The sequence below is a fragment of the Pseudomonas sp. GW821-FHT07B01 genome, from assembly GCF_059419065.1.
Map to the genome: position 1 here is coordinate 1 of NZ_JBWKRA010000012.1, position 13,485 is coordinate 13,485.

General features: G+C 61.3%; 10 protein-coding genes. 7 read left to right on the top strand and 3 right to left on the bottom strand.

Annotated elements, in window-relative coordinates; all coding sequences use genetic code 11:
* Positions 1-75: 75 nt before the first annotated feature.
* Positions 76-540, bottom strand: coding sequence for a CopD family protein (locus tag AC07S6_RS14845; RefSeq protein ID WP_054917898.1), 465 nt, complete (start codon positions 538-540; stop codon positions 76-78).
* 99 nt (positions 541-639) lie between these two features.
* Between AC07S6_RS14845 and dinG the strand changes: the two genes are divergently transcribed.
* The 6 genes from dinG (at position 640) to AC07S6_RS14875 (ending at position 9,098) form a co-directional block, all read left to right on the top strand.
* Positions 640-2,784 (top strand): ATP-dependent DNA helicase DinG, encoded by a 2,145-nt coding sequence (gene dinG / locus AC07S6_RS14850; protein WP_495112547.1) that lies wholly within the window; start codon positions 640-642, stop codon positions 2,782-2,784.
* Positions 2,785-2,872: 88 nt separating this feature from the next.
* Positions 2,873-5,170 carry a beta-galactosidase gene (locus tag AC07S6_RS14855; RefSeq protein ID WP_495112548.1) on the top strand — a complete coding sequence of 766 codons (2,298 nt, stop codon included), beginning with the start codon at positions 2,873-2,875 and terminating at the stop codon, positions 5,168-5,170.
* 82 nt (positions 5,171-5,252) lie between these two features.
* The gene (locus AC07S6_RS14860; protein ID WP_060764380.1) at positions 5,253-6,398 is read left to right on the top strand and encodes a serine hydrolase domain-containing protein; all 1,146 of its coding nucleotides are present in this window, start codon (positions 5,253-5,255) and stop codon (positions 6,396-6,398) included.
* A gap of 143 nt (positions 6,399-6,541) precedes the next feature.
* Positions 6,542-7,693: an OmpA family protein gene (locus AC07S6_RS14865; protein WP_080757662.1), complete on the top strand. Its 1,152-nt coding sequence runs from the start codon at positions 6,542-6,544 to the stop codon at positions 7,691-7,693.
* 27 nt (positions 7,694-7,720) lie between these two features.
* The gene (pdxH, locus tag AC07S6_RS14870) at positions 7,721-8,368 is read left to right on the top strand and encodes a pyridoxamine 5'-phosphate oxidase (RefSeq protein WP_490613684.1); all 648 of its coding nucleotides are present in this window, start codon (positions 7,721-7,723) and stop codon (positions 8,366-8,368) included.
* 265 nt (positions 8,369-8,633) lie between these two features.
* Positions 8,634-9,098 (top strand): outer membrane lipoprotein, encoded by a 465-nt coding sequence (locus AC07S6_RS14875; RefSeq protein ID WP_003189251.1) that lies wholly within the window; start codon positions 8,634-8,636, stop codon positions 9,096-9,098.
* Between the two features lie 101 nt (positions 9,099-9,199).
* Here the strand turns inward: AC07S6_RS14875 and nhaA are convergent, their stop codons facing one another.
* Complete coding sequence (nhaA, locus tag AC07S6_RS14880) at positions 9,200-10,384, bottom strand: Na+/H+ antiporter NhaA (protein WP_495112549.1); 1,185 nt, start codon at positions 10,382-10,384, stop codon at positions 9,200-9,202.
* Positions 10,385-10,600: 216 nt separating this feature from the next.
* Here nhaA and AC07S6_RS14885 point away from each other — a divergent pair, with 216 nt between their 5' ends.
* The gene (locus AC07S6_RS14885) at positions 10,601-11,695 is read left to right on the top strand and encodes a PLP-dependent cysteine synthase family protein (RefSeq protein ID WP_054897976.1); all 1,095 of its coding nucleotides are present in this window, start codon (positions 10,601-10,603) and stop codon (positions 11,693-11,695) included.
* A 131-nt stretch (positions 11,696-11,826) separates the two neighbouring features.
* Here AC07S6_RS14885 and AC07S6_RS14890 read toward each other — a convergent pair whose 3' ends face one another.
* Entirely contained in the window at positions 11,827-13,440 is a 1,614-nt protein-coding gene (locus AC07S6_RS14890; protein WP_181125356.1) for an NAD(P)/FAD-dependent oxidoreductase, read from the bottom strand.
* Positions 13,441-13,485: the final 45 nt, after the last annotated feature.

Genomic DNA, 13,485 nt, shown 5'->3' on the forward strand with positions numbered 1-13,485 from the left:
AGCCCGGCTCCCACATTTGGAATGCATTCCAGTGTGGGAGCCGGGCTTGCCCGCGATAGCGTTGTAAGACTCGCCTCAGAACATCGGCCGAGCCGAAGCCACCGCCACCACCACCAACCCCACGATCAAATTAATCCCCACCAACCTGCGAATCTGCCCCAGCGCAGCCGCGCCCGCCGGCCAATCCTCAGCCGCCACCGCTGCCTTCAGCTCCGGGAACTTCAAGGCCTGGATGCGGATAAACAACGCCGTCATCACCAGATACAACCCCATCATCACCTGTACATAACGCGGCGCGGTCTCAAAACCACTGAAGCGCAGTTGCAGCAAACCAATGCCGCTGATCGGTAAAAGCACAACCGCCACCCACACCCACACAAAAAAACGTTGAAACACATTTGCCCACAGCTTGAGCCGGGCAGGGCCGTCAAGCGCCGCCATGGCGGCGGGTCGCAGGATCATCCAGGCGAAAAACATGCCGCCGACCCAGATCAATGCGGCCAGTACATGCAGGGTATAAGCGAGGCTAAACGCGGTCATTGTGGTACTCCGTTCTGCGCGGGATTAATTAGCGGGGTATGATAGCGGCCGATCCGAACCACTGAAAATTTATCCAGCGTTTTTTGCGCCCGACTATCCATGATCAGCACTGAACTCAAAACCACGATCCAGGGCGCCTATTCGCGTTTTCTCGAAGCCAAGAGCTTGAAACCGCGCTACGGCCAACGCCTGATGATCGCCGAAGTGGCAAAAGTCCTCGGGGATATCGACACCGACGACGAAGGCCGCCTCGAGGGTGAGCCTGCGGTAGTGGCCGTCGAGGCCGGTACCGGTACCGGCAAGACCGTGGCCTACAGCCTGGCTGCGATCCCTACGGCCAAGGCTGCTGGCAAGCGCCTGGTGATCGCCACCGCTACCGTCGCGCTGCAAGAGCAGATCGTCTACAAAGACTTGCCCGACCTGATGCGCAACAGCGGCTTGAGCTTTACCTTCGCCCTGGCCAAGGGCCGTGGCCGCTACATGTGCCTGTCCAAGCTCGACGTATTGCTGCAGGAAGGCCACGCCCAAACCGCCACCGCCTCCTTGTTCGAAGAAGAAGGCTTCAAGATCGAGGTGGATGAGGCCAGCCAGAAGCTGTTTACCAGCATGATCGAGAAGCTGGCCGGCAACAAATGGGACGGCGACCGCGACAGCTGGCCCACCGCCCTGGAAGATTCAGACTGGGCGCGCCTGACCACCGACCATAGCCAATGCACCAACCGCCATTGCCCCAACTTCGGCCAGTGCGCGTTCTACAAGGCGCGCGAAGGCATGGGCAAAGTGGACGTCATCGTCACCAACCACGACATGGTATTGGCTGACCTCGCCTTGGGCGGCGGTGCGGTACTGCCTGATCCCCGCGACACCCTCTACGTCTTCGACGAAGGCCACCACCTGCCAGACAAGGCCATTGGCCATTTCGCCCACTACACCCGTTTGCGTTCCACGGCCGACTGGCTGGAAACCACTGCCAAGAATCTCACCAAGTTGCTGGCCCAGCACCCGTTACCCGGCGACTTGGGCAAGTTGATCGAGCAAGTGCCGGAGCTGGCGCGCGAGATCAAGACCCAGCAGCAATTCATGTTCAGCGCCTGCGAGCAGGTGGCGGACTTCAAGCCCGGTGAAGACGTCGAAGGCCGAGAGCGCCCGCGCCACCGTTTTGTCGGCGGGATGATTCCCGAGCACATGCGCGAAATGGGCATCGAGCTGAAGAAAGGTTTTTCACGCCTGACCGACCTGTTCACCCGCCTGACGGACTTGCTCAAGGAAGGCATGGATGGCGAGGTCAATATCGGCATCGCCAGCAACCAGGCCGAAGAGTGGTATCCCTTGTTCGGCAGTTTGCTGTCTCGTTCCCAAGGCAATTGGGAGCTGTGGACCGCCTTTACCGTCGAAGACCCGGAAGACAACCCGCCCATGGCCCGCTGGCTGACGTTGTCGGAAAGCGGCGCGCTGTTCGATATCGAGGTCAACGCCAGTCCGATCCTCGCCGCTGAAATGCTGCGCCGCAACCTGTGGAACGTCGCCTACGGCTGCCTGGTAACCTCGGCCACGCTGACGGCCCTGGGCACCTTTGACCGCTTCCGCATGCGCGCCGGCCTGCCGAAAAAGGCCGTCACCGCCGTGGTGCCCAGCCCGTTTCATCACGCTGACGCCGGCGTCCTGCGGGTGCCAGATCTCAAGGCCGACCCACGGGACGCGGCGGCGCACACAGCGGCGATCATTCGCGATCTGCCGTCGTTGGTGGAAGGCTCCCGCGGCACCTTGGTGCTGTTCTCGTCGCGCAAACAGATGCAGGACGTGTTCGACGGCCTCGACCGCGACTGGCGCAAGCAGGTGTTTATCCAGGGCAACCTGTCCAAGCAGGAAACCCTGAACAAGCACAAAGCGCGGGTCGACGGTGGGGATTCCAGTGTGTTGTTCGGCCTGGCCAGCTTTGCCGAAGGCGTGGACTTGCCCGGTGCCTACTGCGAACACGTGGTGATCGCCAAAATCCCATTCTCGGTGCCGGACGACCCGGTCGAGGCCGCACTGGCCGAATGGATCGAAGCCCGGGGCGGCAACCCGTTCATGGAAATCTCGGTGCCGGATGCTTCACTGAAGCTGGTGCAGGCCTGCGGGCGTCTGCTGCGTACCGAAGAAGACCGCGGCACCATCACCTTGCTCGATCGTCGCCTGGTTACCCAGCGCTATGGCAAGGCGATCCTCAATGCGTTGCCGCCGTTCAGGCGCGAAATTTCTTAAGCCACCGTGGGCGGATTCGCCCACTCTGTGGTCTATCTCATCACTATCATCAGGCCAGTCATCGGCCGTTTGGGAGAACCTTGTTCGTATGATTCGCACGCTGCCCGCTCTTTTTGCCCTGCTGTTCGCTGCGCCGTTGATGGCGGCGCCCGAGGGGCAACAAACGCTGTTCAACTTCGTCCGGCCTGCCGATGTGGTCAAGGTGGCGACCCAGGACGCCAGCCTGCCGCAATACAACGCCGAACAAACCCCCGAAGGCGAGGTGCTGCGCCGCATCACCTTCAACCCAGCGGCCGAGCCGAGCCTGGTGCTCAGCCCGCAGACGGGGACGTGGGACTGGTCGCAATCGAGCGCCATGAGCCTGCGTATCCAGAGCGCGATGAACTGGGCGCTGACCCTTTACGTCAAGGTGCAGAGCGCCGACGGCAAGACGCTCGTCAGCCGCATCGACCTGCCGGCCGGCCCGGCCCAGACGTTGCTGGTCCCGCTGCAAGCCAACGCTCCCCTGAGCCAGGGCATGAAGGCCGGCCCGCCGATGCCGATGACGGTGGATGGCCAACGGGTATTGCTGGCCGCCAGCGCCGGGGAAATCGACCGCAGCCAGATCGTCTCGGTGACCCTGTCTATGCTCAAGCCCAATGCCGCTCAAAGTATCCTGCTCGAGCGCTTCGGCGTGCAGGACAGCGAGCCAGTATTGAAGGCTGCCTACACTGAACTGGTGGATGCCTATGGCCAATCCAACCGCGCACGCTGGCCGGAGAAGGTCAGCAGCGACGAGCAACTCAAGGCATCGGCCGCCAAGGAACAACAGCAGCTCAAGACCTGGCTGGCCGAGCGGGACAAGTCCTCCCTGGATCAATACGGTGGCTGGAAGAAGGGCCCGGCCTTCGACGCCAGCGGCTTTTTCCGCACCCAGAAGCGCGACGGCCGCTGGTACCTGGTGACGCCGGACGGGCATCCGTTCTACTCGCTGGGGGTGAACACCGTGGCGCCGGACAACAGCCAGACCTACGTGGCGGGGCGCGAGTGGATGTTCGCGGCGCTGCCCAAGGCCGGCGAACCCTTTGACAAGTACTACGGCAGCGACGACAGCCGCACCGGCAACGGCGCCGGCGAAGGTCGCGGCTTTGGCTCGGGGCGTTGGTACGATTTCTACGGCGCCAACCTGCAACGCACTTACGGAGGTGACGCGTTGGACCAGCCACGCTGGGTGACCCATACCCTCGATCGCCTGCAAGCCTGGGGCTTCAACACCGTCGGCAACTGGAGCGATCCGGACCTGGCTACTGCCGACCGCGTGCCGTACACCTTGCCGCTGTCGATTGTCGGTGACTATGCCAGCATCAGCACCGGCACCGACTGGTGGGGCGGCATGCCCGATCCGTTCGACCCGCGCTTTGCCATGGCCACCGAGCGCGCAGTGGCTATTGCCGCACGCGATCACCGTGACGATCCTTGGCTGATCGGTTTCTTTGCCGACAACGAACTGGCCTGGGCCGGTCCTGGCGAGGATGCAAAATCTCGCTACGCCCTGGCGTACGGCACCCTGCGCATGACCACCGACGTGCCGGCCAAGCGCGCCTTCCTCAAGCAACTGCGCGATAAATATCGCAATGAAGAGGGCCTTTCCAAAGCCTGGGGTATTCAACTGGCTGGTTGGGAACTGATGGAAGACCCAGGCTTCGAGCCGCCGATGCCCAGCCCTGAACACCCGGAAATCGAAGCCGACTTCAAGTATTTCCAGAAGACCTTCGCCGATGCTTACTTCAAGACCATTTCCGACTCGCTGAAGTGGCACGCGCCCAACCAGCTGTTGCTGGGCGGCCGTTTTGCGGTGAGCACGCCCGAGGCCGTCGCCTCGTGCGCGCAGTATTGCGACGTGCTGAGCTTCAACATGTACACCTTGAAACCCCAGGACGGTTATGACTTCGCCGCCCTGCGTGCGCTGGACAAACCGGTACTGATCACCGAATTCAACTTTGGCTCCGCCGACCGCGGCCCGTTCTGGGGCGGCGTGACGCAACTGGCCCGCGAAGAGGACCGCGGCGCGGCGTACTCCGCGTTCCTCAAGCAGGCGGTGGCCGAGCCGTCGATTGTCGGGGTGCACTGGTTCCAGTACCTGGACCAGCCGGTAACCGGGCGTCTGCTGGATGGTGAAAACGGCCATTTCGGCCTGGTCGGCATCACCGATGTACCGTTCCAGGGTTTTGTCGAGACGGTACGCAAGAGCAACCTGGCCGCGCTCGACCAACTGGGCCGTGAGGCGCAAAAAGCCAAGGCCACCCAAGCGATGCGTGAAAGTGAAGCCGGCAAGCCGGGGCGCGACGGCAAAGGCGCGGGGCAGGGCGCTGGGCATGCCGGTGGACACGCTGGAAACGGTCATTGATTCATCGTTGACGGGTTCACAAAACCTACAATGGCTGAAAGAATGGCGACCACTTTTCATGGTGTTTTCCGAGGGGACTTAGGTGCAGATTCAGGGTCATTACGAGCTGCAGTTCGAAGCGGTGCGCGAAGCCTTCGCCGCCCTGTTCGATGATCCTCAGGAGCGTGGTGCCGGGCTGTGCATCCAGATCGGCGGGCAAACTGTCGTCGACCTGTGGGCCGGTACTGCCGACAAGGACGGTGCCGAGGCCTGGCACAGCGATACCATCGTTAACCTGTTCTCCTGCACCAAGACCTTCACGGCAGTGACTGCCCTGCAACTGGTGGCCGAAGGCAAGCTCAAGCTCGATGCGCCGGTAGCCGAGTACTGGCCGGAGTTTGCCGCTGCTGGCAAGGACGCGATCACGCTGCGCCAGTTGCTCTGCCACCAGGCCGGGCTGCCCGCCATCCGCGAAATGCTGCCTACCGAAGCGTTGTACGACTGGCAATTGATGGTCGATACCCTGGCGGCAGAAGCCCCGTGGTGGACACCGGGCCAGGGCCACGGCTATGAGGCGATCACCTACGGCTGGCTGGTTGGCGAACTGTTGCGTCGCGCCGACGGGCGCGGGCCGGGGGAGTCGATCGTGGCGCGGGTGGCACGCCCATTGGGGTTGGACTTCCATGTAGGCCTGGCGGATGAAGAGTTTTATCGCGTCGCTCATATAGCGCGCAGCAAAGGCACTATGGGGGATGAAGCCGCGCAACGGTTACTTCAAGTAATGATGCGCGAGCCGGCGGCGATGACTACCCGTGCATTTGCCAATCCACCGTCTATTCTGACCAGCACTAATAAGCCTGAATGGCGACGCATGCAGCAGCCTGCGGCGAATGGCCACGGTAATGCACGCAGCCTGGCCGGGTTTTATAGTGGTTTGTTGGACGGTAGTTTGCTGGAAAGCGACATGCTCGAACAATTGACCCGCGAGCACAGTATCGGGCTGGATAAAACCTTATTGACCCAAACCCGCTTCGGCCTGGGCTGCATGTTGGATCAACCGCAGTTGCCCAATGCCACGTTCGGCCTTGGGCCACGTGCATTCGGGCATCCCGGGGCAGGGGGCTCAGTCGGGTTTGCCGACCCTGAACATGATGTAGCCTTCGGTTTTGTGACTAATACCCTGGGTCCCTACGTACTTATGGACCCGCGGGCCCAGAAGTTGGTCGGAATATTGGCCGGTTGTCTATAAACCCCTTGCTGTTTCACAATTTTTTGTTACAAAGGCAAGTATAAAAAAGATGCTGAACGACATGTTGTAACTTGAATGTTCTTTTAGCGTCTGTTTAACGGGTCCTGCGACCCTCTGGTTTTTTCTCATTTTGTGGATATCTCATGTTATCGAACAAGTCTTTGGCACTGGCGCTGTGCCTCACTATTACGGGTTGTGCACAAACTCCACAAAATGATGCCGAAGGTGGGCATTGGTGGTCATTTGGATCTGACAAAACGGCGACCAAGGATCCAGTGGCCCAGACCGACGCCAAGTCGGATGCCAAACCCGACGCCAAGCCGGCCGCCGGTGCCAAGCCTGTTGAGCCTGTCACCGCTGCTGCCGCTGCCCCGGCTGCCAAAGCCGACACCGGTTACAGCTGGTGGCCGTTTTCCACCAAGAGTGCCGAAGACAAAGCCGCCGACGCCAAGGCCGACCTGAAAGCCGACCTCAAGGCGGCAACCCCGGCCTCGGACGCCGCACCTGTCGTCGCCAAGACCGACAGCGAGCCGCGCTGGTGGTGGCCGTTCGAAAGCAAGCCAAAGCCATTGGCCAAGGTCGATGTGACCAATGTACAAATGCCTGACCCGAAGATCACCCAAGCCTGGCTGGACGAATACGAACCACGCCTGCGTGCGGCCATCAAGGACAGCAACCTGCAACTGGAGCGCCGTGACAACACCCTGGTAGTGATTGCTCCGGTAGACGGTTCCTACAACCCGAAGCGCCCGGCCATGTTACTGCCGGTGACCCTGGGCCCGTTCACGCGGGTGGCCAAGGCTGTTGAAGCTGACCCGAAGACCGCCGTACTGGTGCTGGGCCACGTTGATGCCACTGGCAGTGCTCCCGCCAGCCAGGCGTTGAGCAAGGAACGTGCGCAGTCCATTGCCTCGATTTTCAGCCTGAGTGGTCTGAAACAGGATCGCTTGATGCTGCGTGGCATGGGCGACCTTATGCCGCGTGCCGCCAACGACAGCAATCAGGGGCGTGCGCTGAACCGTCGCATGGAAATCATGTTCACTCAGCGTACAACGATGTTGGCACTGCTGAGCAAGTACAACTCCGGCAAGACCCCGCCCGTAGCCGAAATGGTCGCGGTGCAGAATGTGCCTGCACCAGCACCGGCGGCCAAAGCGCCTGCCAAAAAGGCCACGGCCAAGAAAGCGGCGGCCAAGCCAGCGGCTAAAAAGGCTGCGGCCAAGCCGGCTGCGAAGAAACCTGCCACGGCAAAAGCCAAGGCGGCACCCGCTTCGAACGACCAGGCGAAGAACTGAGCTGTTGAACCACAAGGATAAAGCTGCATGACCCAGGCATTGGCCGATATGCGCCGTGACTACACACGGGACGGTTTGAGCGAGGCCCAGGCCCCGGACGAGCCGTTTGCGTTGTTCCACCGATGGTTTGCTGATGCGGTGAAAACTGAACAGCCGCCAGTGGAGGCCAATGCCATGACGCTGGCGACGGTGGATCAGGACGGTCGCCCGCACTGCCGCATCCTGCTGCTCAAGGGCCTGGATGCACAGGGCTTTACCTTCTTCACCAACTATCAGAGCGCCAAGGGTGAACAACTCGCGGCGCGGCCGTTTGCGGCCATGACCTTCTTCTGGCCAACCCTGGAGCGCCAGGTACGCATTGAAGGGCGCGTGGCCAAGGTCACGCCTGAAGAGTCGGATGCTTATTATCAGGTGCGCCCATTGGGCAGCCGCCTGGGCGCCTGGGCCTCTCCGCAGAGCAAAGTCATTCGTGATCGCGAAGAGCTGCAGGCGCTGCTCAAGGCCACTGAAGAGCGTTTCAGCGATACCCAGCCCGATTGCCCCGAGCATTGGGGAGGGTACCGTTTACTGCCTGAGCGCATCGAGTTCTGGCAAGGCCGCGCCAGCCGCCTGCATGATCGCCTCAACTACCGCTTGCAAGACGGCCAATGGTGCCGCGAGCGCCTGGCGCCCTGAGCGTCACCTTTCGTCATCCCACCTGAATCAACACCGTTGCGTCGAAGTCTTTGTTCAAGAGACTTCGGACGCTTTCGGCTGTGTGGCTACACTGATCGAGCCGGTTATGGCATCGTTCCGTACCCTGGCTTGGTTACCGTTCGTCGAGTTCTCTGGTGCTGGCAGTCTGTACTCAGGCTGAATGAAAGCAAGTTTCTGCCTGGTGCGCCGTGACACGCGCCAAGCCACAGCGTTTAATGAATACCTGTCCTTTGGAGTTGATGCTATGCGTAAGTCCGTTTTACTAGTTGCCTGCTTTACCACCCTGTCGTTGCTGCTGGGTGGCTGCGCCTCGAGTCTGACCGGCGACTCGTACTCTCGTGATGAGGCGCGTCGTGTACAGACCGTTCGCATGGGCACCATCGAATCTCTGCGTCCGGTGAAAATCGAAGGCACCAAAACCCCAATCGGCGGCGCCGCGGGCGCAGTCATCGGCGGCGTTGGCGGCAGCGCCATCGGTGGCGGCCGAGGCAGCATCGTTACTGCTGTGATCGGCGCAGTTGCGGGCGGCCTGCTGGGCTCGGCCACTGAAGAAGGCCTGACCCGTACCCAGGGCGTGGAAATCACCGTGCGCGAAGACGACGGCAGCATGCGTGCCTACGTACAAGCCGTGCAGGAAAATGAAATCTTCCGCATTGGCGACCGCGTACGCATCATGACCGTCGACGGTACCAGCCGCGTTACTCGCTAAGCCTTAAGCTTCAGGCGAAGAAAAACCCCCAACCGGGTGACCGGTTGGGGGTTTTGTTTGTAGGAGCGAGCAAGCTCGCTCCTACAACTGACTGACTTCAATCATGCCACGACGGCTTTCTTGCGACTTGCCATCGCCGTCACCGCATACCCGATAAAGGCCGCCAGGATCGACCCGGTCAGAATCCCCATGCGATCTTCGCCGGCAAACTCACTGGCGCCCGGCACAAACGCCAGGGAGCCGACAAACAGGCTCATGGTGAAGCCGATCCCGCACAGGATCGCCACGCCCAGTACCTGGCCCCAATTGGCGCCGCTGGGCAGTGAGGCGATGCCGGTCTTGATCGCCAGCCAGGTGAGGCCGAACACACCGACTGTCTTGCCGATCAACAGGCCCGCGGCGATGCCCATGGGCACGGAGTGGGTGAAGCTCTCCAGGCTGGCACCGGTGAGTGACACACCGGCATTGGCGAACGCGAACAGCGGCAGGATGGCGTAGGCCACCCAAGGGTGCAGGGCGTGTTCCAGGCTCAGCAGCGGTGAGGTTTCGGCATTCTTGGTGCGCAGTGGAATGCAGAACGCCAGGGTTACACCCGCCAAGGTCGCATGCACACCGCTCTTGAGCACGCACACCCACAGGATCAGGCCGATGATCATATACGGCCCCAGCTTGATCACGCCCAGGCGGTTCATCGCAATCAGCGCAATCAAGCACGCCCCCGCGCCCGCCAGGGATGCCGTGGACAAGTCAGCGGAATAGAACAAGGCAATGACGATGATGGCGCCAAGGTCATCAATGATCGCCAGGGTCATCAGGAACAGCTTCAGCGACACTGGTACGCGCTTGCCCAGCAGGGCCAGAACGCCCAGCGCAAAGGCAATGTCGGTGGCCATGGGGATCGCCCAGCCGGCCAGGGCGGCCGGGTTGTCCTTGTTCAGCGCCCAGTAGATCAGCGCCGGCACCACCATGCCGCCGATGGCCGCTGCGCCAGGCAACACCACTTGCGAAGGCTTGGACAGGTGACCATCGAGCAGCTCACGCTTGACCTCCAGGCCGATCAACAGGAAGAACAGGGCCATCAAGCCATCGTTGATCCAAAGCAGCGCCGGCTTGGCGATTTTCAACGCGCCAACCTGAGCCACCACCGGCGTGTCGAGAAAGGCGTTGTAGAGGTGCGACAACGGTGAGTTGTTGATAATCAGCGCCAAAGCGGCAGCGGCGATCAACAACAGACCACTGGCGGCTTCCAGCTGGAAGAAACGGGTGAAAGTGCTACGCAGAGGCAAGGGATGCTCTCCAATCCAGGTTCAATAGGTGGGTACCCTAACCCGTACCGTTAGTTGTTAAAACAAAAGTTATATTCTTATTTGTTATAAGGGGTTGGCCGGAACATCGGTGGGTTAAAGACTAGCAATTGTGTGTCCAATTGCGTCGTCACTGTATCTGTGTGAAGTGTGGGAAACATCCTAAGATCACCGCTGAAAACCTTTAGAGAACCCACCATGAGCGACCACCGTACCTGGGCCCGCGAAGCGATTCGTATCATTGAAGCGGACTTCCAGCGGAGCGCCGATACCCACCTGATCCCGCTGCCATTACCGGGTTTGCCAGGCATCGAGTTGTACTTCAAGGATGAGTCCAGCCACCCCACCGGCAGTCTGAAACACCGGCTGGCGCGCTCGTTGTTCCTGTATGCGCTGTGCAATGGTTGGCTCAAGCCTGGCGCCCCCGTTATTGAAGCGTCCAGCGGCTCCACCGCGATCTCTGAAGCCTACTTCGCGCGCTTGCTCGGCTTGCCGTTCATTGCCGTCATGCCCGCGACCACGTCCCAAGAGAAGATCGCCCAGATTGCCTTCTATGGTGGCAAGAGCCATCTGGTCCAGGACCCGACGCAGATCTACGCCGAATCCGAACGCCTGGCCCAGGAAAGCGGGGGGCACTTCATGGACCAGTTCACCTACGCCGAGCGTGCCACCGACTGGCGGGCGAACAACAACATCGCCGAATCGATCTTCCAGCAGATGCGCTTTGAACAGCACCCGGAGCCGAGTTGGTTGATTTCCAGCCCTGGCACCGGCGGCACCACCGCGACCCTGGGCCGCTATGTGCGTTATCGTCAACATTGCACGCGTGTTCTATGTGCCGACGCTGAACGCTCGGTGTTCTTCGACTTCTACCAGAGTGGTGACGCCAGCCTGCGCCTGGACTGTGGCTCACGAATTGAAGGGATTGGTCGCCCACGGGTGGAGGCATCGTTTCTGCCCGCGGTGATTGACGCCATGGTCAAAGTGCCGGATGCATTGTCCCTGGCGGCCATGCATTACCTGGCTGAGCGTTTGGGGCGACGGGTTGGCGGGTCCAGCGGAACCAACCTGATCGGTGCGCTGATGGCGGCGCAACAGATGAAAGCGGCGGGGGAGTCGGGGTCGATCGTTGCGATCTTGTGCGATGGCGGTGAGCGCTATGCCACGACCTATTACGATCAAGCGTGGCTGGCGGGGCAGGGCTATGAGCTGGAAGGGTTGATCGCGGCGGTTGCGGCGAGTGTCGAACGCGGTGAGGCGCTACCCGCTAACATCCTGCGCGCTAATATCTGACACCCCACTATCCAACTGTGTGCGGGCTTGCCCGCGAAAGCGGCGTGTCAGTCACTGAGTTTTTAACTGCACCACCGCTTTCGCAGGCAAGCCAGCTCCCACACGGGATTTATGCTGGCCGTCAGCGTGCTTCAGGCCTCGATGCCGAGCATATCCCGCGCCAACGCCTCGGCGATCCGAATCCCGTCGACACCCGCCGACAGAATCCCACCGGCATAGCCTGCGCCTTCACCGGCCGGGAACAAGCCTTTGACGTTCAGGCTCTGCATCGACTCGTTGCGGGTAATGCGCAGTGGTGACGAGGTGCGGGTCTCGATGCCGGTCAGCACCGCATCGTGCAGCGAGTAACCTTTGATCTGCTTCTCAAATGCCGGCAAGGCTTCGCGGATGGCTTCGATGGCGAAGTCCGGCAGGGCCAGGGCCAGGTCGCCCAACGACACGCCGGGTTTGTAGGACGGCTCCACACTGCCCAGCGCGGTGGAGGGTTTGCCGGCGATGAAGTCGCCCACCAGTTGCGCCGGGGCCTCGTAGTTGCTGCCGCCGAGGATGTAGGCGTGGGACTCCAGGCGCTCCTGCAACTCGATACCGGCCAGCGGGCCACCCGGGTAATCCACCTCGGGGGTAATGCCTACCACGATGCCAGAGTTGGCATTGCGCTCGTTACGCGAGTATTGGCTCATGCCGTTGGTCACGACGCGATGGGGCTCCGAGGTCGCAGCCACGACGGTGCCGCCGGGGCACATGCAGAAGCTGTAGACCGAACGGCCGTTCTTGGCGTGGTGCACCAGCTTGTAGTCCGCAGCACCCAGCTTGGGGTGGCCAGCGTATTTGCCCAGGCGTGCGGCATCGATCAGCGACTGCGGGTGCTCGATACGGAAACCCACCGAGAATGGCTTGGCTTCCATGTACACACCACGGCCGTGGAGCATGCGGAAGGTGTCACGGGCGCTGTGGCCCAGGGCAAGAATCACATGCTTGGAGAGGATCTGCTCGCCGCCGTCGATGACCACGCCGTTCAACTGGCCGTCTTCGATCAGCACGTCGGTGACCCGTTGTTCGAAGCGCACTTCACCGCCCAGGGCGATGATCTGCTCGCGCATGTTTTCTACCACGCCGGTCAGGCGGAAGGTACCGATGTGCGGCTTGCTGACGTAGAGGATTTCTTCCGGCGCACCGGCCTTGACGAACTCGTGCAGCACTTTGCGACCGTGGAATTTCGGGTCCTTGATCTGGCTGTACAGCTTGCCGTCAGAGAAGGTACCGGCGCCGCCTTCACCAAATTGCACGTTGGACTCTGGGTTGAGCACGCTTTTGCGCCACAGGCCCCAGGTGTCCTTGGTGCGTTGGCGCACTTCCTTGCCGCGCTCGAGGATGATCGGCTTGAAACCCATCTGTGCCAGCAGCAGGCCGGCGAAAATCCCGCAGGGACCAAAACCTACCACGATCGGCCGCTCAGCCAGGCCTTCCGGCGCCTGACCCACCACCTTGTAGCTGACATCCGGTGCCGGGTTGACGTTGCGGTCGTCGGCAAACTTGAGCAGCAGCGCGGCTTCACCCTTCACGTTCAGGTCGACGGTGTAGATGAAGCACAGCTCGGAGGTCTTTTTACGCGCATCGTAGCTGCGCTTGAACAGGGTGAAATCGAGCAGGTCATCACTGGCGATGCCCAGGCGCTGCACGATGGCCGTGCGCAGGTCTTCTTCGGGATGGTCGATGGGCAGCTTGAGTTCGGTGATTCGTAACATGACAGGATCCGGTAGGCGGCGGGCAAGAAGGCCGGCTGTTTTGCA

What these genes read in the sequence shown, in the direction of transcription:
- AC07S6_RS14845 (WP_054917898.1), bottom strand. Translation starts at nt 540, where the DNA reads ATGACCGCGTTTAGCCTCGCTTATACCCTGCATGTACTGGCCGCATTG.
- dinG (WP_495112547.1), top strand. Translation starts at nt 640, where the DNA reads ATGATCAGCACTGAACTCAAAACCACGATCCAGGGCGCCTATTCGCGT.
- AC07S6_RS14855 (WP_495112548.1), top strand. Translation starts at nt 2,873, where the DNA reads ATGATTCGCACGCTGCCCGCTCTTTTTGCCCTGCTGTTCGCTGCGCCG.
- AC07S6_RS14865 (WP_080757662.1), top strand. Translation starts at nt 6,542, where the DNA reads ATGTTATCGAACAAGTCTTTGGCACTGGCGCTGTGCCTCACTATTACG.
- pdxH (WP_490613684.1), top strand. Translation starts at nt 7,721, where the DNA reads ATGACCCAGGCATTGGCCGATATGCGCCGTGACTACACACGGGACGGT.
- AC07S6_RS14875 (WP_003189251.1), top strand. Translation starts at nt 8,634, where the DNA reads ATGCGTAAGTCCGTTTTACTAGTTGCCTGCTTTACCACCCTGTCGTTG.
- AC07S6_RS14885 (WP_054897976.1), top strand. Translation starts at nt 10,601, where the DNA reads ATGAGCGACCACCGTACCTGGGCCCGCGAAGCGATTCGTATCATTGAA.
- AC07S6_RS14890 (WP_181125356.1), bottom strand. Translation starts at nt 13,440, where the DNA reads ATGTTACGAATCACCGAACTCAAGCTGCCCATCGACCATCCCGAAGAA.